The organism is Paenibacillus sp. HWE-109, assembly GCF_022163125.1.
Lineage (GTDB): Bacteria > Bacillota > Bacilli > Paenibacillales > NBRC-103111 > Paenibacillus_E.
Map to the genome: position 1 here is coordinate 6587184 of NZ_CP091881.1, position 18246 is coordinate 6605429.

19 protein-coding genes are annotated in these 18246 nt (G+C 47.7%); 9 read left to right on the forward strand and 10 right to left on the reverse strand.

Going from position 1 to position 18246, the window contains the following annotated elements; genetic code table 11:
* The first annotated feature begins 153 nt into the window (after positions 1–153).
* Entirely contained in the window at positions 154–2478 is a 2325-nt protein-coding gene (locus tag LOZ80_RS28035) for an AraC family transcriptional regulator (protein WP_238167746.1), read from the forward strand.
* A 46-nt stretch (positions 2479–2524) separates the two neighbouring features.
* On the opposite strand, the gene LOZ80_RS28040 is transcribed toward LOZ80_RS28035, so the two are convergent.
* From LOZ80_RS28040 to LOZ80_RS28050, 3 genes are all read right to left on the reverse strand, one after another.
* Positions 2525–2809 carry a hypothetical protein gene (locus tag LOZ80_RS28040; RefSeq protein WP_189010983.1) on the reverse strand — a complete coding sequence of 95 codons (285 nt, stop codon included), beginning with the start codon at positions 2807–2809 and terminating at the stop codon, positions 2525–2527.
* Between the two features lie 254 nt (positions 2810–3063).
* On the reverse strand, positions 3064–3903 hold the full coding sequence (locus tag LOZ80_RS28045) for a sugar phosphate isomerase/epimerase family protein (protein ID WP_238167747.1): 840 nt from the start codon (positions 3901–3903) through the stop codon (positions 3064–3066).
* A 16-nt stretch (positions 3904–3919) separates the two neighbouring features.
* Complete coding sequence (locus LOZ80_RS28050; protein WP_238167748.1) at positions 3920–4996, reverse strand: Gfo/Idh/MocA family protein; 1077 nt, start codon at positions 4994–4996, stop codon at positions 3920–3922.
* Positions 4997–5119: 123 nt separating this feature from the next.
* Between LOZ80_RS28050 and LOZ80_RS28055 the strand changes: the two genes are divergently transcribed.
* The 7 genes from LOZ80_RS28055 to LOZ80_RS28085 all read left to right on the forward strand — a co-directional run bounded on the left by LOZ80_RS28055 (position 5120) and on the right by LOZ80_RS28085 (position 11506).
* A complete protein-coding gene (locus LOZ80_RS28055; protein ID WP_238167749.1) occupies positions 5120–6016 on the forward strand; it encodes an AraC family transcriptional regulator in 897 nt (298 codons plus the stop codon).
* A gap of 134 nt (positions 6017–6150) precedes the next feature.
* On the forward strand, positions 6151–6882 hold the full coding sequence (locus tag LOZ80_RS28060) for an RNA polymerase sigma factor (protein WP_238167750.1): 732 nt from the start codon (positions 6151–6153) through the stop codon (positions 6880–6882).
* Positions 6883–6904: 22 nt separating this feature from the next.
* The gene (locus LOZ80_RS28065; RefSeq protein ID WP_238167751.1) at positions 6905–7915 is read left to right on the forward strand and encodes a hypothetical protein; all 1011 of its coding nucleotides are present in this window, start codon (positions 6905–6907) and stop codon (positions 7913–7915) included.
* Between the two features lie 466 nt (positions 7916–8381).
* On the forward strand, positions 8382–8792 hold the full coding sequence (locus LOZ80_RS28070; protein ID WP_238167752.1) for an ArsR/SmtB family transcription factor: 411 nt from the start codon (positions 8382–8384) through the stop codon (positions 8790–8792).
* Entirely contained in the window at positions 8756–9268 is a 513-nt protein-coding gene (locus LOZ80_RS28075) for an SRPBCC family protein (RefSeq protein ID WP_238167753.1), read from the forward strand. The genes LOZ80_RS28070 and LOZ80_RS28075 overlap by 37 nt, the downstream gene beginning before the upstream one ends.
* Positions 9269–9411: 143 nt before the next feature.
* Positions 9412–10968: an ABC-F family ATP-binding cassette domain-containing protein gene (locus tag LOZ80_RS28080; RefSeq protein WP_238167754.1), complete on the forward strand. Its 1557-nt coding sequence runs from the start codon at positions 9412–9414 to the stop codon at positions 10966–10968.
* Positions 10969–11167: 199 nt separating this feature from the next.
* Positions 11168–11506, forward strand: a complete 339-nt coding sequence (locus LOZ80_RS28085) for a DUF5658 family protein (protein WP_238167755.1) — start codon at positions 11168–11170, stop codon at positions 11504–11506.
* A 96-nt stretch (positions 11507–11602) separates the two neighbouring features.
* Here the strand turns inward: LOZ80_RS28085 and LOZ80_RS28090 are convergent, their stop codons facing one another.
* Together LOZ80_RS28090 and LOZ80_RS28095 are read right to left on the reverse strand one after the other, a co-directional pair.
* Positions 11603–12823, reverse strand: a complete 1221-nt coding sequence (locus LOZ80_RS28090) for a hypothetical protein (RefSeq protein ID WP_238167756.1) — start codon at positions 12821–12823, stop codon at positions 11603–11605.
* Positions 12824–12842: 19 nt separating this feature from the next.
* The gene (locus LOZ80_RS28095) at positions 12843–14435 is read right to left on the reverse strand and encodes a DUF5050 domain-containing protein (protein ID WP_238167757.1); all 1593 of its coding nucleotides are present in this window, start codon (positions 14433–14435) and stop codon (positions 12843–12845) included.
* 152 nt (positions 14436–14587) lie between these two features.
* Between LOZ80_RS28095 and LOZ80_RS28100 the strand changes: the two genes are divergently transcribed.
* Complete coding sequence (locus LOZ80_RS28100; protein WP_238167758.1) at positions 14588–15088, forward strand: CBO0543 family protein; 501 nt, start codon at positions 14588–14590, stop codon at positions 15086–15088.
* 66 nt (positions 15089–15154) lie between these two features.
* Here the strand turns inward: LOZ80_RS28100 and LOZ80_RS28105 are convergent, their stop codons facing one another.
* The 5 genes from LOZ80_RS28105 to LOZ80_RS28125 all read right to left on the reverse strand — a co-directional run bounded on the left by LOZ80_RS28105 (position 15155) and on the right by LOZ80_RS28125 (position 18167).
* A complete protein-coding gene (locus LOZ80_RS28105; RefSeq protein ID WP_238167759.1) occupies positions 15155–15595 on the reverse strand; it encodes a hypothetical protein in 441 nt (146 codons plus the stop codon).
* A 141-nt stretch (positions 15596–15736) separates the two neighbouring features.
* Positions 15737–15931: a hypothetical protein gene (locus tag LOZ80_RS28110; protein WP_189020108.1), complete on the reverse strand. Its 195-nt coding sequence runs from the start codon at positions 15929–15931 to the stop codon at positions 15737–15739.
* A gap of 100 nt (positions 15932–16031) precedes the next feature.
* A complete protein-coding gene (locus tag LOZ80_RS28115) occupies positions 16032–16574 on the reverse strand; it encodes a DUF1697 domain-containing protein (protein ID WP_238167760.1) in 543 nt (180 codons plus the stop codon).
* A gap of 33 nt (positions 16575–16607) precedes the next feature.
* Positions 16608–17549, reverse strand: coding sequence for a Rossmann-fold NAD(P)-binding domain-containing protein (locus LOZ80_RS28120; protein ID WP_238167761.1), 942 nt, complete (start codon positions 17547–17549; stop codon positions 16608–16610).
* Between the two features lie 102 nt (positions 17550–17651).
* Complete coding sequence (locus tag LOZ80_RS28125; RefSeq protein WP_238167762.1) at positions 17652–18167, reverse strand: hypothetical protein; 516 nt, start codon at positions 18165–18167, stop codon at positions 17652–17654.
* Between the last annotated feature and the right edge of the window lie 79 nt (positions 18168–18246).

Below are 18246 nucleotides of genomic sequence, written 5' to 3' on the forward strand. Positions count from 1 at the left end.
AGAACTCCCCCTTGTACCCGCTGTATATATCGGTGAAATCAGAGATAATGATTATTCCCCACTCAGATGATTATTGCTCTAACTGCCAGTCTTGACTACAATACATAGATAGTCTATCACGACCATCCTCAGACAGATAAGGTGTTGGATGCGATGCGATCTTTAAGTTTTCTTAGCAAAATGACCATGTTCGGGTTTCTGCTCAGTACACTTCCGGTTATTTTTATCGGCGCTTTTGCTTTCGTCACTTCGTCGAGCGAGATCCAAAAAAATGTCAACGAAGGCAAAATGCAGCTAATCTCTCAAATCAATTCCAATGTAGAGCAGAAATTAACGACTGTCAACCATACACTCAATCAGGTCATTAACTCGACAGTGCTCAAAAAGGCTCTGGATATGCCCTTAACTGTAAACGATTTCATGATGTACGATGATCTGCGCAGCGAGATTCGTTATATGCAATCTTTTGATACGAAGCTGGAAGATGTTATTCTGATTAATGCTCGGGAGAACTGGATGATTAAAAATTCGGGCTTGTACCGTTTTGACAATTATCCCTATCACGACAAGCTCGTGGAGCAGATGAACACACAGGAAAACAGCACCTGGGTCATGAATCCGTCCAAATGGTTCTATACCGAGGAGAACTCGCGGAGTGTAACGTGTGACTACAGCATTTCTTTGGTGAAAAAGCTGCCGACCACCGGCCTGGAGAAATACGGCCTAGCGATGGCCAACATCCCGGCTTGCAGCCTGCAGGATCTGATCCAAAGCGATACGGAGTATCTCGATGATATCCTCATTCTGGATGAACAGAACCGGATTATTATGCATCCGAATCCCAGTCTAATTGGCAAACCGATCACCGAGGCCGGGCTGACTGACATGAAACAACTGGCTGCACCGACAGGTCAATTCACGACGGATATTCACGATAAGCGCTATGCGGTAAGCTTTCTGCATTCGAATCTGAATAACTGGACGTATTTATCCTTGACCTCGATCGACAGTTTAACCAAAGAATCCGGTAAAATCGGTACCTACACGATCTACATCTGCCTCCTCATGCTGCTGCTTTCTATGCTGCTGGCTTGGCTCGGCTCGCGCAAAATGTACTCGCCTATCCAGCTCCTTCTAAACCAAATCGGCGGTCTTGTAACCGTCAATCAGAAGCGCAAGGCGAATGAATTTCAGCTGATTGGCGAGCATGTTCATACGTTATTTCAGTCCAAGTCCCAGTTGGAACGAGAGGTTCACCAGCACATCGGGCAGGTGCGGACATTCTTCCTGATCAAAGCGTATCAAGGTCATATCAAGCAAGCCGAGCTGCTTGAGAAGCTCAAACAATTCGGCTATACAAAGCATATCGAAACGTGGCAAACCATGTCCGTCATCACGCTGCAGATCGATTCCATTGACCATACTCGCTACGAGAAACGCGATCTGGAACTGCTGTTGTTCGCTGTGCACAATATCATCGAGGAACTGATCCCATCCGAGCAGCGCCTGGCGCCTATCATCATGGATCAGACCGTCGTTACCTTGATTGGCAGCTCCGACTGCGAGGCCACTGCGTTCCGCACGACCGTTTATGCACTAACCGAGCTGCTGCAGCAGCATATTTTCAACTATTTGAACCTGCATGTCAGCATTGGCATGAGCCTGCCTATTCACACCTTCAACCAGATGCCGATCGCCTACCGGGAGGGCTTGGAAGCTTTGAAACACCGTATCAAGTTGGGCGAAGGCATCATAATCCAATACGAAAACATTAACTCCGGCAAGCACTATCTGAACCTGAACTATCCGAAACCGATCGAAAATGAATTAATCGACGCGGTCAAGCTGGCCGAAAAAGATAAATCCAAAGAGCTGCTGCGTCAGCTTCTGCAAGCCGTGTTCGCTGCCCAGCTTACGCCCCAGGAATATCAAATTCCGTTGGCGCGCCTGCTCAACAACCTGCTCATGGTGATGCAGGAATCCGGCATTAGCCTGAATCAAATTCACCCGACTAAAGGCTCTCTGTTCGAGGAACTATTGAATTTGCACATGACTGCCGAAATCGAGGACTGGTTCTGGACCGAAGTCATCCATCCGCTGATTCGAATTCATCGGGATCGGCAGGATGCCCAATATCACAATATTTCTGAGAAAATCATCGATCTTGTACAAAAATATTATGATACCGATCTAACCTTGGAGGACTGCGCTTCACGCTTGCATTACAATGCCAATTATTTGAGCAGCATTTTCCGCAAAGAAACCAACTGCTCCTTCAGTGATTATTTATCGACATATCGGTTCAACATGGCCAAAAAATGGCTGTCGGAGTCCGACATGCCGATCAAGGATATCTCCTCCAAGCTGCGATATAACAATTCACAAAACTTCATTCGCTCGTTCCGCAAGCAAGAAGGCATTACCCCCGGCCAGTACCGGGATAAACACAAAGAAAGCAAGGAGCCTACGCATTCGTAGGTACCTTGCTTTTTTGGTGCTTGTCCAATTATAAAATAGATCATAGCTACGTCGTTGGCTGCACCGCTGCTTTCAGCGCCGCGCGATGATTCCACAGAAAGGTTACCACGCTGTTGCGCTCCTCAAAAAAGGACTCCCTATCATCCTGATAGTCCTCCCCCAATCCATGGACACTGAAACGATCATCCCCGTAATTCATGAGGGTCCATTGTCCTCCACGCTTGTTGTCGGCGAACACCAAATATAGTTTTTTTCCTGATGCATCCCACTTGGCAAATGATGAAAAGTTGTCCAAGATCAAGCCGATGTCGTTCTTCTTTTTAATTTGCATGATGTCGTATCCTCTCTATCATTTTTAAGAAAATGGTAGCGGAGAATGGGCGCAAAGGTTGTCAGTTGGTGGAAGTGAATGATAAGAAGTTTTGTCGGATAATCTATTGGGTCCTAGGTCCGGGGTTATTGGGGGCGGGGCGGCTGGCCGTAAGGTGGTTTTTCAACATCCTCCTCCGCACAAAAAAGCAGGCCAGCCATAGGCTAACCTGCTTCATTACAGGCATTCGGCCAAACCGAATGCCACTTTGACACCTACGAAATGCCCGCGGCTGCGTACACTTTATCAAAACCTGCTTTGGAGCGCTGCACCAAGCTTTCAGGGGAATCTGTCGGCGGAGCCGCCGTCAAAATTTCCTGAGCAACCGCGCCCTTGTAGCCAATGCGCTGCAAGCCTTGCAGGAAGCCGTTCAAATCAATAACGCCTTCACCCGGATAGACGCGTCCGTTGTCGCGCACTTCCGCAAGCGGCACATCCGGTGCATCGTTGATGTGCACATGGACGATTTGATCCACGCGCAGCTTCTCGATGTCCGCTACGGTTAACCCGTTCGTGTACCAGTGGTACGCATCGAACAGCAGACCCACGTTGCTCTCGCCGATCGCATCGATCCAATCCAGCGTTTCTTCCAGAGTCCAGATGAACGGATTTGCCCACTGCGTACGCAGGTGATGCGGTCCTACTAACTCCAGACCAAAACGAATACCATAAGCGCCTAGAATTTGGGCGCATGTACGCAGTCTGCGCGTTGCCAGCGCCATAAAATGCGCAGCTTTATAATCAGTTGACGGCAGCACATAGGTACAGCAGCTCGTGCAGCCCAATGCAGCAGCAGCCTCGGCTGCTTGTGCTAGCTTGGGTAGGCCTGCGAGGAACTCTTCTTCCGTTTTGCGCCATTCAACCGGCAGTCCGATCGAACCAATGACGAGGCCATGTTTGGCAAGCAGCTCACGCGCGCCATCCACACTGTGGCTCTCGACTAAACCAAGCGCGTCGATGTCGACAGCTTGGAAGCCGTATTTTGCCGCTAACTCGATGAACTGTTCCGTGCTTTCCAGCTTGCCTAGTCCTGCTCCCGTTAATCCTCTAAGCATGGTTGTTCCTCCTTAGTTAAATGTCCCAGTTTAATTTCACTTCGTTCCCCGTACGCGAGGATTCGTAGATGGCATCCAAAATCAAATTATTCGTATATCCCGACAAAGCGGATGTGATTGGCTGCTTGCCTTCTTTAATGCAATCCAGGAAGTGTAGGCTGAGTCGCAGACGCTCGCCTTCGTCATCCTCTGGTTTTTTCAAATCCGTCTCAATAGCCCGATTGAATTTCTCGGTAAGCAGCTTGCCCGAAGCCCCTTTGTAGCTTGCCCCGCCGTCTGACCCCATGAGGTGAATGAACGGAGTATTGTCTGTATCCATATGAACCGCCCAGCTAACTTCCAGCGTCAGTGTGCTGCCATCTTCCATGCGAATCAAAGCGGTCGCCAAATCTTCCACGTCATAAGTGCCGTTCCAATTCGGTTTCCCCCAAGTGCCGATCCCTTTCTTACGAGGCCCGAACTCTGCATAGGTTGCCCCAAAAACAGATACCGGCTTAGGATTGCCCATCAAATACAAAGCCAAATCCAGCATATGCACACCGATATCAATCAGCGGACCGCCGCCTGATTCATCCATTTTCGTAAACCATGTTCCCCAGCCCGGAATGCCTTTGCGGCGGAACCAGCCGGTTTTGGCTGTATAAATTTTGCCTAACTCGCCTGCGTCGATTTGTTCTTTGATCAATAAAGGCACGGCTTCCCAGCGCATTTGGTGGCCGATCATGACCACCGTGTCAGAAGCTTCACTCGCTTTTAAAATCTGTTTCGCTGCTTCCGCATTAATGCCCATCGGCTTCTCGATCAGCACATGCTTGCCGGCTTCGATAGCCTGCACAGCTAGTGATGCATGATATTGGTTAGGCACGCCGATAATGACAGCGTCTACATTCGCGCTATTGATAAGCTCTTCAGGCGTTGCTGCCACATAAGCAATCCCGTGTTCTTGGGCGCGTGCTTCTGCTAACGGCAGATACGCATCTGTAATCGCTGTAATTTCACATAAATTCGCTAATTTGGAAAACTCAAGGATATGAACGCCACCAATATTCCCTGCACCAATAATACCTAATCTAATTTTGTTAACGCTTCCCACAGCAAGACTCCTCCTCATATGTACATCCTGTTCCAACTGCTTTTATGATAAAATAAATAGACCAAGAAATCGTACCTATATTTCGGAAAACGTCCCAATTCTTCGAAGGAGACCCGCCTTATTATGACGTACTTTCCCGATTACCTGAAAACGTACCCAAATATGGATTCATCCTTCCCCTTCCATCTCAGCCGCAATACGCTGGATCGCGGGTTCAGGGCGCATCGCCACGACTATCTGGAATTTTCTTATGTCATCGCCGGACACGGGGCTGAAATGATCAATGACGTGAAGCATGAGATGACGCCAGGGACTTTCACCTTCGTGCTGCCTTATCAAGTGCATGAAATCTTCACCGATCCTGGTCAAAATCTAATCCTATACAATTGCACATTCAGTATGGACCTGCTTATGGAGCCCGGCAACGATCAGGGACTTTCCGGTCTTTTTCAAGACATGAATACCTTGCCTGCCTACGTCCAGCTCAGCGGCCATGATCAAGAACATATGAGCGCGCTCATTGAAGATATGTACCACGAATACAAAGGGGAAGAGCGCTATCGGCAAACGCTTCTGAAATCAAAACTTAAGGAGATTCTCGTTCGTTTCGATCGTATTCGCTGGAAACATCTCTCCCCCGGTCAACTCGAGCTGCCGGAAAGCGCCCCGCTGGCGGGTTCGAAAGCAAGCCAATCGGTTTGGCCGATTATTCATTACATCCATCGAAATTACCAAGAGGATCTTGCCTTGTCCGATCTTGCTTCCCGCTTCTCGATGAGCATCTCGCGCATCAGCGAGGTCATTAAACAAACGACCGGCCAGACGTTCCTCCACTTCCTGAACGACCTGCGCTTGCGACATGCTTGCAGCCTGCTCGTGTCCACGGACATGAGCGTGACCGAAATTGCTCTTGAGGTTGGCTATGGCTCATACAAAACTTTTTCTCGCATTTTCCGCGAAAGCAAAGGTGTCGTGCCCAAGGACTACCGCAAGGCGGAACATGGTCGGCGGGCGACATGAGATTTACAACACACCATGACAAAGGATTGCAGACGCGGGGAGAACAGAATTCTCAGCTGTATTCCTTTTTTTTCGTGCGCTGATAGATTCCTACGCTCTGGTGGCATCTATCAGATAACGGGGAGAGTGAGAGGATGAACGGGCACTTGGAACAGCGCAGGGATAGCTATATGGAAACACAACGGGAGCTTGTCGTACGGGCACGGGCCGGAGATAGAGAGGCATTCGGGGATCTGGTGCGCCACCATCGCAGCCAAGCACTCGGCCTCGCGACATCAATCGCGCAGGACACCTTCATTGCCGAGGATATTGTGCAGGATGCGCTTATTCGGGCATTTATGCACATCGGCACCTTAATGAATGCGGATCGCTTCGTACCTTGGCTGCAGCGGATTGTTCGCAACCAAGCATACATGAAGCTGCGCCGAGGCGGGCCTTACGGCAAAGAACAGCCTTTCTCATCTTTCAACCGCCAAGCGGAAGAGACTTTAGCACCTACAGACTGGACGGACATCGACAGTATCCTCTTCCGGCTGGCTGGCTCGGCATTCGAAGAAGCGCGCTATCGTGATGATCCAGCCGAGTCCTTCATGAGAGCCGACATGCTTCAGTGCCTGCGGGAATTGCTATTCTGCCTTAGCAGGCGTGAGCGAACCGTCTTTGAAGCTCATTTTTTTGACGAGTTGACTCCGGTTCAAATCGCGGCCCTGTTTCAGACCAAAACAGCCAATGTGTACAACATGCTTTCCCGCTCCCGCTCCAAAGTGTGCAGGGAAAGAATCCGCGTCTCCTTGAACGGCTACGTGCAGCAAAGAGCCGCGCAAGGCCTGCCCAAGCGAGTCATCCTTGCCTCTCCCCCAATCTGATTGTTCAATGGAGGTTTCTACTATGGTAGTGGAACAACGCACCAACCGGGACTGGACGAAGACTCTGTCCTCCGCTGCAAGCACCATTTATGGATCAATTAGCTATACGGATAAAAAGAGTTTTTCCCTTATCGACGTCATGGGCATTACAGGGCATGCGTTTCGCCTGAATATCGATCCGATCGAGGTGAATGTGGCAGGGCCCACTTCTTTTCCTGGTGGCTATATTTTTCGCCGTAATCTCTGTAATCTCGGTTTCACGAGCAATATGGGAGAAGCCTCTGTCCCCGTTTCGCCCGACATGTTGGAGAAAACGATCGCCCTAATTCAGCGCTCTGTAGATAAAGGTTATCCAGCCATTGCCTTCGATCTCTTTACACCGGAATTCGGTCTGATTTATGGCTACGACGATGACAAGCAGCTGTTCTACGCCAAAGATGTCTCGCAGGATGGCACACTTTCCTATGCCCAATTCGGTCAGCCCAAAATTCCAGTACTCTTCCTCATTACCATCGAAGATAGCCTCGCCCACTCCAAATATGAAATTCTGCGAATGTCGCTCGATATGATTGTCGATCATGCTCGAGGGCGTGAGTGGGCGCATATGTTTAAGGACCGCTACGCGCAGGGTCTCAAGGGATATGAGGCTTGGATCGAAGCTATGGAAAAGCGCAGCGCCGATGAATTCGGCAATGCTTATAACGCAGCTGTCGCTGCTGATGCGAGGGAATTTGCCGCCGAGTACCTGCGGGAAATGGCGTTAAAATGGGACGGCAGCAATGTCGTTGAACGCAATGTCCGCGCCCATGCCGCTGAAGCAGCAGCCCTTTATGCCGTTGTGGCAGACGCGCTGAGCGAATTGCGCAACATGTTCCCGTTCCCCGAAGGCGGAACACCCAAGGATCCGGCAACCGCGGACAGGGCAATTGAACTGCTGCTCCAAGCCAAAGAAGCCGAGACTAAGGGAGTCGAGGTTCTGGAGAAGCTGCTGAACTTCATGAAGGCGTACCACTCCGATATCTGGGTGCACTAGTGGGGTGAAACGACTGTCGTTGCACGAAGATCCACTTACTCCCATCCACCTCTATCACTCCAAGCACCAACAACTAGCTAATCTTTACTGCCACACACCTAGAAAGAAGTGGATTCATTTAAGGAGCGGAGGGTTTCGTTGGATTTAATCCAACGAAATCGGTGCTAGGACCATTGAAATCTACCTTTCACTGGATTTTTCCAATCATTTCGTTGGGAATGGTCCTCAGGAGACCGATTCTGGGATTTTCATTGGATATCTCCAATGAAAGCAGACTTTCAAGCGGAAACTAGAGGATATCATTGGATATATCCAATCTGTCACCCCCTCCCCACCTGCTATACCAAATAAATCCCCCATAATGCGGTAATACTGATAACGAAGTCTGCTTCCTTATTTACTTACCTGCTTTGATCAACCAAGTTCCAAATATTCCTTGACAGGAATATTCCTGAAGAGGTATATTATGAATGTGATTTCGACTATAAGCGCTCTTGCCGAGCCTAACCGTTTGCATATTGTCGAACTTTTGCGAGATGGCCCCCTGACGGTTGGGGAAATCGCTGATCGACTTGAGCTCCGTCAGCCGCAAGTTTCCAAGCATCTCAGAGTTCTGAGCGAGGCGGGCATCGTGGAAGTTCAGCCGGCTGCCAATCGGCGGATCTACAGGCTGCGAGCCCAGCCGCTGCAAGAACTGAACACCTGGCTGAATATGTTCCGCCGTATGTGGGAGGAACGTTTCGATCGTTTAGACGATTATTTACAGCACCTGCAAGCCCAAGACAAGAATACCGACAACAAGCCTTCTTCATACCATTACCTTAATTGGAGGAATCGATCATGTCCGAAAACACAAACCCTGCTAACCCGGAATTAGAAATTTCACGCGTTTTCAATGCTCCCCGTGAGCTTGTATTTAAAGTCTGGACCGAAGCGGAACATCTGGAAAAATGGTGGGGACCAAAGGGATTAACCTTAGAAGTAGCTAGTCTAGACCTGCGTCCCGGCGGCACCTTTCACTACAGCATGACAACGCCGGATGGTCAGATCATGTGGGGACTGTTTAAATATCGTGAAATCTCGCCATCTGATAAGCTTGTTTTCACGAATTCTTTTTCCGATGAGGAAGGCAATGTGACCCGAGCAGCATTTAGCGCTGCTTTTCCGCTGGAAATTCTCAATGTATTAACGTTTGAAGAACATGCTGGCAAAACAACGGTTACACTCCGCGGTGGCCCCATCAACACTACAGACGAAGAAAACCAATTCTTCGCAGGTATGTTCGACAGCATGCGCCAAGGCTTCGGCGGAACTTTCGATCAACTAGACGATTACTTGGCAACGATTGCCTAAATAATTACCAAAACGATTGCCTAAATGTACGCCGACTCTGCGGAGTCGGTTTTTTTCTTTCATCTGGGAGTTGTTAGCGCCATATCGTTTATACTAAAATAAAGATAAGAATAGAAAAAAGTTCACAAGAAAAGGTGTCATTCATGAGCATATTAAATGTCGAAAAATTAAGTCACGGTTTCGGAGACCGCGCCATCTTCAACGATGTTTCCTTCCGCCTCCTCAAAGGCGAGCACATCGGACTCATCGGCGCCAACGGTGAAGGAAAATCCACCTTCATGAATATCATTACGGGTAAGCTTCAACCGGACGACGGCAAAGTCGAATGGTCCAAACGTATGCGCGTCGGTTACCTCGACCAGCACGCCGTACTCAGCAAAGGCATGTCGATTCGCGACGTCCTCAAAGGTGCCTTCCAATACCTGTTCGATATGGAGCAGGAAATGAACGATATGTACGGCCGCATGGGCGAAGTATCGCCAGAAGAGCTTGAAAGGATGCTTGAAGATGTAGGAACCATTCAAGATACTTTAACGAATCAAGATTTCTATATGATCGATGCCAAAATCGAAGAAACAGCTCGCGGGTTGGGACTTACCGATATCGGACTCGAGAAAGATGTCCATGATTTAAGCGGCGGGCAACGGACTAAGGTTCTGCTGTCCAAGCTGCTGCTCGAGAAGCCCGACATTCTGCTGCTCGATGAGCCTACCAACTATCTTGATGAACAGCACATTGAATGGCTGCGTCGCTACCTGCAAGAATATGAGAATGCCTTCATTCTTATTTCACATGATATTCCGTTTCTTAACAGCGTCATCAACTTGATTTATCATATGGAAAATCAGGAATTGAACCGCTATGTTGGCGACTACGAGCATTTCCAACAAGTTCACGAAATGAGAAAGCAGCAGCATGAGTCGGCCTACAAACGCCAGCAGCAAGAGATCTCAGAGCTCAAGGACTTCGTTGCCCGCAACAAAGCAAGCGTTGCTACGCGTAACATGGCGATGTCCAGACAGAAGAAGCTCGACAAGATGGATGTCTTGGAGCTTGCGAAGGAGAAGCCTAAGCCTCAGTTTAATTTCAAAGATGCGCGAACGTCCAGCAAGCTGATTTTCGAAGCGACTCAGCTCGTGATCGGTTACGGCGACCCGTTGTCCAGACCACTCGACCTTCGCATGGAGCGCGGTCAGAAAATCGCCCTTGTCGGCGCGAACGGAATCGGGAAGACAACGTTATTGCGCAGCATTTTAGGCGAAATTCCCGCCTTGTCCGGTACGGTTCAACGTGGAGAGAACCTCTTCATTGGCTATTTCCAACAAGAGATGAAAGATACAAACTACAATACATGTATTGAAGAAGTGTGGAACGAGTTCCCGTCCTTCACACAATTCGAAGTGCGCGCGGCGCTGGCCAAATGCGGACTCACCACGAAGCATATTGAGAGTAAAATTGCCGTGCTGAGCGGCGGAGAGAAAGCCAAAGTTCGTCTATGCAAACTGATCAATCGTGAATCCAACCTGCTCGTGCTCGATGAGCCGACCAACCATTTGGATGTGGATGCGAAAGAAGAGCTGAAACGCGCGCTTCAAGCGTACAAAGGCAGTATCCTGCTGATCTCCCACGAACCGGAATTTTATCGGGATGTCGTCACCGAGACATGGAACTGCGAGTCCTGGACGACCAAAGTCTTCTAGGATTCCTATCCAAAGACCAAGAGCCTTCACCTGCTTGCGAAAGCAGCGTGCTAGGTTCTTTTTTTAAGCTCAGCTTGCCATTTTCAACTCAGGTTTGTGCAGTCCGCAGCTTTCCAATCAAGCCTTGCATTCACCGTGATACATAATGTATCATAAAATATAAACACTACCTTCTCCAAATTGAAAGCGAGGAACTGCCATGCTCATGCCTATCCTTCGCCAGCTTCTCGTCAGTAAAACGTTGGTCTGGCTGCTAGTCCTCTGTCTATGTGACGCTGTCTTCACGGACATCGGTCTCCACCTCGCCTTTATCGAAGAGTTGAATCCACTGATCCGAACCATTTACGATTGGCATGTCGTCGGTTACTATGTTGTTAAATTGATACTTCCCGTATCACTCATGTTTCTCTATCCCCATATTCGAAAAAAAGGCTGGGTCCAGCCGTGTTTATCGTTAACCGTTCTGATCTACGGCGCTGTCAATGTGTACCACTTCATTTGGTTAACTTATGGACTTCACTACCTCGCCACCAACTAGTTCACTGTGGCTTCCCCCCTCCGGGAGGTCCTCATCCGCAACGCAGAATGCCCCTAGCCGTTGGCTAAGGGTATTTCGCGTCTTTCTTAGCATCTGTTAAGGTCGAACCCACTTAGCTCCCTGCCAAGTGTGGATATAATACCAGACTTCCCCGGCAGGTGACTTCCACTCACGCGAAGCCGTGACGGACTGCGGCGTGAAGGTGAGGACATGCTCCGTAAGCGAGCCATCGACGTATGGCGTATCCAGCGCAATGGATTTATCCGTCAGCTGAATAACAGCCTCGCTTTGCTTAACGCCCAGCTTGCTGTCTGCCGCGAAATCGCCTGTAATATGCAAGGCCATATCCTTGGCCAAGTTGATCCATTGGCCTGTGTTGCCGACTACTACGAAGTATAAGCCTTCTCTTTGACCGATTGCATGTACGGTCTGCGGTGGCTGCTGCCCTGCTAGTTCTTGGCTATAGATCTGCGGAACTTCCAGATAATAAAACGGGAATGGAATCTCCACCTGCTGATCGATGGGGATAATATTCTCGTACCCGAGACCGTGGGAACTGCCAACCGTAATCCATCTAAGCCCCTGCGATGTTTCAATCTGATACCAGATACTTGGCGGTGTCATCCGTTGTATCAATGAATATTTTTGGAGCGGTTTGATAATCTGCGGCTTTAGTTTAGGCTCCTCCGTGGTCGTTTTCTCAAAGGGCAGCCTGTATACCTCCGTCTCTTGTTCAATGGATATCATCCCTTCGACCGGCGTCCCCTGGTATTTCTCTTCATAATGATACGGGCGAATCCACTTGTCCCCCAACCACGAGGTTTGGATAAGATACCATTGATCCTTCGAGGAACATGGCGTGTAGGGATCGCAAATGTCTATCGATGCAACCGTTTGTACTTTTTGTGGTGAAAGACGATAGGGCGTGCTTTTGTTGGGCGCATCATATATCGTCTCTTCCTCCAATAAAGTCAGCGGCTGCTCCTGAACCTTTATTTGGCCATACTTGAAGGAGCCTTCTTTCATATTAATCCACACATTGCCCAGCCAAGTCTCGACCTCAACCTTCTCCATATTCGTGATCCCCAGCAGTCGGTTGCGATCAATCGGTGCAAGATGAACAGTCTGCATAGCACTTAACTTGCCTATAGCCTGATTCGCTTTTGTTTCCTTCCCCGTATACAACGTGTACTCATCAAATAAGGTGACATACGGCATTTGGTCAGATGTAGCCATTACTTCTTCAGCCTTCATATGCTGCGGAACAGATATGAAAAGCAGTGCTGCCGACAGCAGCAACGTTGACCACTTGGTCACGGAATCATCTCCATCGGTTCTATTTTATGATTTGTATCTTTTTGTCTTCAGCTGTAGTTAAGATAATTGCATCCTCATAGGCAAATACATCCGAAATCTGATCAGCGACGGCCGTATACAGTTGGCCTGTGCGGTCCCATATTTTGAGACCATAGGCTTCATCTGCTGCAAGCTTGGCAATTATTTTACCATTCACGAGCTGCACGCTTTCCACAGGATCCGCCACAAAAAGTTCATCGTCACCCGAGGGTTCCGCTCTGTATACATGCAGCTGCCCACTTGCATTAGCAGCGGTATAGTACACTGTTCCGTCTATTTCATCAAACCAATCAGCCACTTGATTGTCCGATAATTTCTGTTCATTCTTACCGTCCACATGGGCTGCATACAGGGAGTGATCGACATCTTTGATATAAAAGAGCCTGTTATTTATGATCTTAAACTGACGGACTGCTTCTGAAACGATCTTGACCGATTCATTGGTTGGGAGATGGATGCGATGGATTTGATTGACATCTTGGCTGTCCGCCGGGAACGAAGAGCCCATTACGTATACATCATCTCCGATGACGGTTGTGGAGCGATCTCCCTTATAACTTGCGCCCGAATCATTCGCTGTGATATGCCAGCCGTAAATATGGCGGTCGTCCCCTACTTGTTGGCCATCCTGATACTTCGCGCCTGGGAGCAGCACTCTCAAGTTGCCTCCTCCCGGCGGGACGCCTTGTTGAATATACAACGTGCCGTTAGGTAATTTTTTAAAATCAAGATAGCCCTTTTGCTCCAATGTTGCTTTGCCATCCTCATGTATTAGGCAATAGGCATCAGAGCCCATAGTCGCTCCACCTCTATGATAAGAGAACCAGAGTTCCTGATCTCGAATCTGGAATGTCAAAGACTCATTCTTCCCGTAAGAGGTATCCCGTTCATAAGCATAAACCAGCTCTTCCTTCGATGGATCTTCCACAGGCACCCGGTAGACCCGGTTCGTCTCTCCCTCTGTTTTCACGAAATAATAATAGCCTTTAAACACAGCCACATCATTCTCCCCCGCAGAAGCCGGCAGATTCACCGTTTGCAACTGTAGGTTTTTCGAGGTAATGGAGAGCCCTTTCGCATCATTCCACGCATAATCCCAACCAAATTCATCATGCGCAAAGTGCCAAGTTAACGGGAAATAGATAATATCCTGAAAGCTTAATAGCGGATACTCCTCTTTGGAGTTATCCACAGCTACTCCATTGATGGTCATTGCATAGTCAGGAATAGTCGCTCGGCCCACCGTAGGATTGGTGTGATTGGTTGCGTACGGCCTATACGAAGAGGTCACTTTTCCTTTGGTAACGGAAAGGCCCTTCTGCGGCGTCCAAACGGTTTCCAATCCCAGCAATCGGGCATCATACCAAGTCATAGGGAAATAAGTAATGTCGTTGTATACCAAAAGAGGATATTCTCGGTTCTGATTCTCGACATGATGACCATTAAGCTGCACTTGAAACGTTGGCAGAGTCACCTTCACACTTTGCACCGCAGCGAAGCTTTGATCCGAGGGCCAGACCACACTCAAGCATCCCGTAAACAGTAGGCCATAAACGAACTTCGTCTTTCTCAAGGAATCATCACACCTTCCATATTTTCTCTATATAGGTTAGACGAGGAATGAATTCCTTTTGTTTCGTTAAGTTTATTTATTCATTTATAAGTGAAAACTAATTAGGCAGAAATTCCAACTAGCTAGACAAATAAAATTCAGGGGCTTTGTCTGTGATCCTATTAACAAACGCGGCTTTTATGCTTACTGTCATCATCACTAAAGCCTATAAGAAATGGCATGTTTATTATGCAACCATGTTATTTGTTGCTTTTTGCAATTTGATCTACAACTTTCTATGTCATGATTATTTGATCTGGACTTTTCGTCCTGACCTTCTAATTAATCATCGCATGACTGATCTCGTCAACACGTTCGTTTTACTTCCTGCAACTACACTTCTGTATCTCCATTTCTATCCTGAGCAAACAGCCAAAAAATACATTTATTTTGTCAGTTGGATTTCTGGTTTTTCGATTATCGAGTATATTTGGTATGTAAGCGGGCGAATTACCTATCAGCATGGATGGACGATTGTTTGGTCGATTGGATTTTATTTTGCCATGTTTTTGACGATACGGCTCCATCACACCAAACGAATTACAGCACTGGTGTTTTCTTTCGCTTGCGCGTTATTTCTGATTCTTTTTTTCAAAGTCCCCGTCTCCCGATAAGCCTTTTCTAACTGAAAAACAAACAGCAGCCACAGACTTTGGAAGTCTGTGGCTGCTGTTTTGATTTTACTCGAGCGATAGCACCCACCTTTTCAATAAAACCCCTGCGCCTACGCCAACGAAACAAGACAGCATGGATAGCCACACAGGACCTAAAAAATAAGGAGAATACATCATCCCTACCGTTGCAAAAAAAGCCGCGCCTACATAAGGAAGAAAAGCCAGTGGTTTCTGTTCCTCATCCGCATCGCGATAAGCATCCCAAATGCCAAACATATAGACGCAAGGATAGAACATCAACCACTGGTAATCAGTTATCGCGATAGCGCCAGCAATATCCCCTTGAAAGCTCATTTGTATCGAAGCGTTTAAATGTGCTCGTACGTTAATGATGACTTCCAGTGTAATTAATACGACGCCTTTCAAGTACTTCTTATTTAAAAATTGCCCAAACCCAGGTAGCGCAATGCTCCATAAAAGCTTCTCGATTTTCTGTCCCTTAATCACGTATACCCCCGCTTAACCATAAGTAATGTTTAGTTTTTCCATTCATGTCAGATTCTTATGTATATCAAATTATGTATTTTATTTTCTCCAACAAAAAAACTGCCCTTAAGGTCAATTGACCTTAAAGACAGCCCCTTTCGTCTAATCATCCGCTCTCAGATACGTAATCAAACTGACAAAAGCCACAACTAAGCATGGCAAATAATAATAATGAGCAGAGTCCTTGGATAACCCCCACCATATGTGATCGCCACCCGAGATTTGCGCGGTTACACCAATGAAATAGATGGCTAATAGCATACAACACCCTGTTACAAAAACACTGAATTTCCGCAAGCTCTTTCCCCCATTCTTCCAAATAGGCAGCATTTTAGGCACTTGTTATCTATTAGACTCACTAAGGCGCCAAAACGTTGGAAAGAGTTGCTATTTACGTTTATTCCTGCCGAGCTTTGGCCATCGCACCAAGTTTGCTGATCGTATTCCAATTGCGTGTCGTCGCGGTATCACCCAGCTTCTGAATATTACTTGCAAGCTTCGAATCGAGTACACTTTGTCGGAATAAATAGTAAATGTCTCGTCCATGTATCTCGAATTCATCGTTGCTGCTCTTTCCTTTGGCTAACATCTCCGCAGTCTGCGGCGGTGGTATCTCCGTGAGGATCGAGATTTGAATGCTATGTCCTTCTTGTAAAGTGTCGGCATCATAGGGACAAGCTGCGATTATCGCTTGAAACTCCTCCGCTGTGCGCAGCACCACGGTAGGCGATATGCCCGTCACGCGTCCAATTTCTTGCTCCATTCTATGTCGCAGAGAATCGCTTTCCTCATCCGCTTGAAAGAGCACATTTCCGCTTTGCAAGTACGTCTGTACCTGTACCAGCCCCATCGCTTCCAGCGTTTTCTTTAACTCCGCCATTTTGATCATGTTCTTTCCACCCACATTAATTCCGCGCAATAATCCAATGTATATTGGCATTGGCTAACCCCCAGGAACGATATAATGTCCGTTTTATTTTACCATATCTAGGGAATCAGTTGGGCAGCAATGTAAGACGAGGCTCTTTTGGACATGCATACGATTCTCCGCTTGTTGATAAATAATTGACTTCTCGGATTCTATTAGCCCCTCTTCAATTTCAAATCCAGGATGAACAGGCATATCATGCATGATATAGGGAGAATACCCCCTCAGATTTTGCTGATTTATTTGAAATGGCAGCATGGTTGCCAACCTTCTGTTCTTCTCCTCTTGATAGTTGTCATCATGGAAAAACTCCATGTCCACCCAAGTATCCGTGTAAATAAAATCGGATCGCTTGACCGCGTCGGCCATCTGTTCCACCTTCTCCACAACCCCGCTCTTGTATGCTTTTTGCATAAGTTCTTCATCCCAGGATGCTTCATTCACAATAGGAGTCACCAGCAAAAGCTGAATGCCCAGGGTCATGCAACCTGCGATCAAAGAATTGGCTACATTATTGTGGATCCCTACATAGGTCAAGGTGACACCCTCAAATGTTCCACTAACCTCATAAATAGTCATTAAATCAGCTAATGCCTGACAGGGATGGTACTTCTCGCAGCAGCCGTTAATGACAGCCACTTGGGAATAGGCGGCCAGTTCCAGTAAATCCTTATGCCGCTTCAATCTCGCCATGATCACATCACAGTTCCTTGAGGCATAACGAACCTCATACTGAATCGGCGAGAGGCTGAAATTACTGGCATTCCAATCCATCGTGACCGCGTATCCACCCATCTGTTGAATGCCCGCCTGAAAAGATAAATTCGTTCGCGTCGACGTTTTCTGGAACAGCATGAGCATGCCCTTTCTTTCAAAAGCGTGGTGGAAAGCGCGTGGGTTCCGCTTGATTTCGATCCCCTTTTGAATAATAGAAAGCAGGGTCTCTTTATTCAGTTCTTGTAAAGTTAGCAGATGAGGAAGCAACACATTCACCACTCTCGTATTATTATGCATTATAATGAATATTAATACATAATAAGGTGGTACTGAAATAATGTCAATCTCCCGCGGCCCTAAGTACAGACACTTTTACACTCCCGAAATCGGGACTACCTCAAGCCTGCTCAATGGAACCTCATGTACGGAATAAAATAGCCGAGAACGCCCTAAAATGGATAACTCCCTATCCGCGGCGTCCCCTTTCAGTCTTATTTTCAAAATCGAGGGATCATAAACCCTTCCGGTAATCACTTTCAGCTTTTGTCCTTTATATGTCGTAAACGCTAACCCTCCATACATCAACGGCACATCCTTCCCCTGAAAAGCGATGTAATCATGGCTTCGATACCAACTGTACCCTGCTGCACTTTCTGCAATGCTTGCGACACCCAGTCCATCCGAATACTCGTAGAAAACGAGAGTTTCAGCATTCCTCTGCTCCTCAGCCAACATGGCATCTGGGGCAGCTCCTTCTTGACTCAATCCCTTTGCGATAGCCTCCTCTTTGGTTGCAAACCATTTTAAATCAGGAATGGTCGGCTGATCATCTTGACACCCTGTTAAAGTACAAATCATCACAATTACAACGACCCATATTCTTAGCAAAAACACCCCTCCTACCTAGAAACCGTCCTTCATTCCGCAACCGTAATCCCGGCCCCCTTGAGCGCACGCTGCGCGGGTT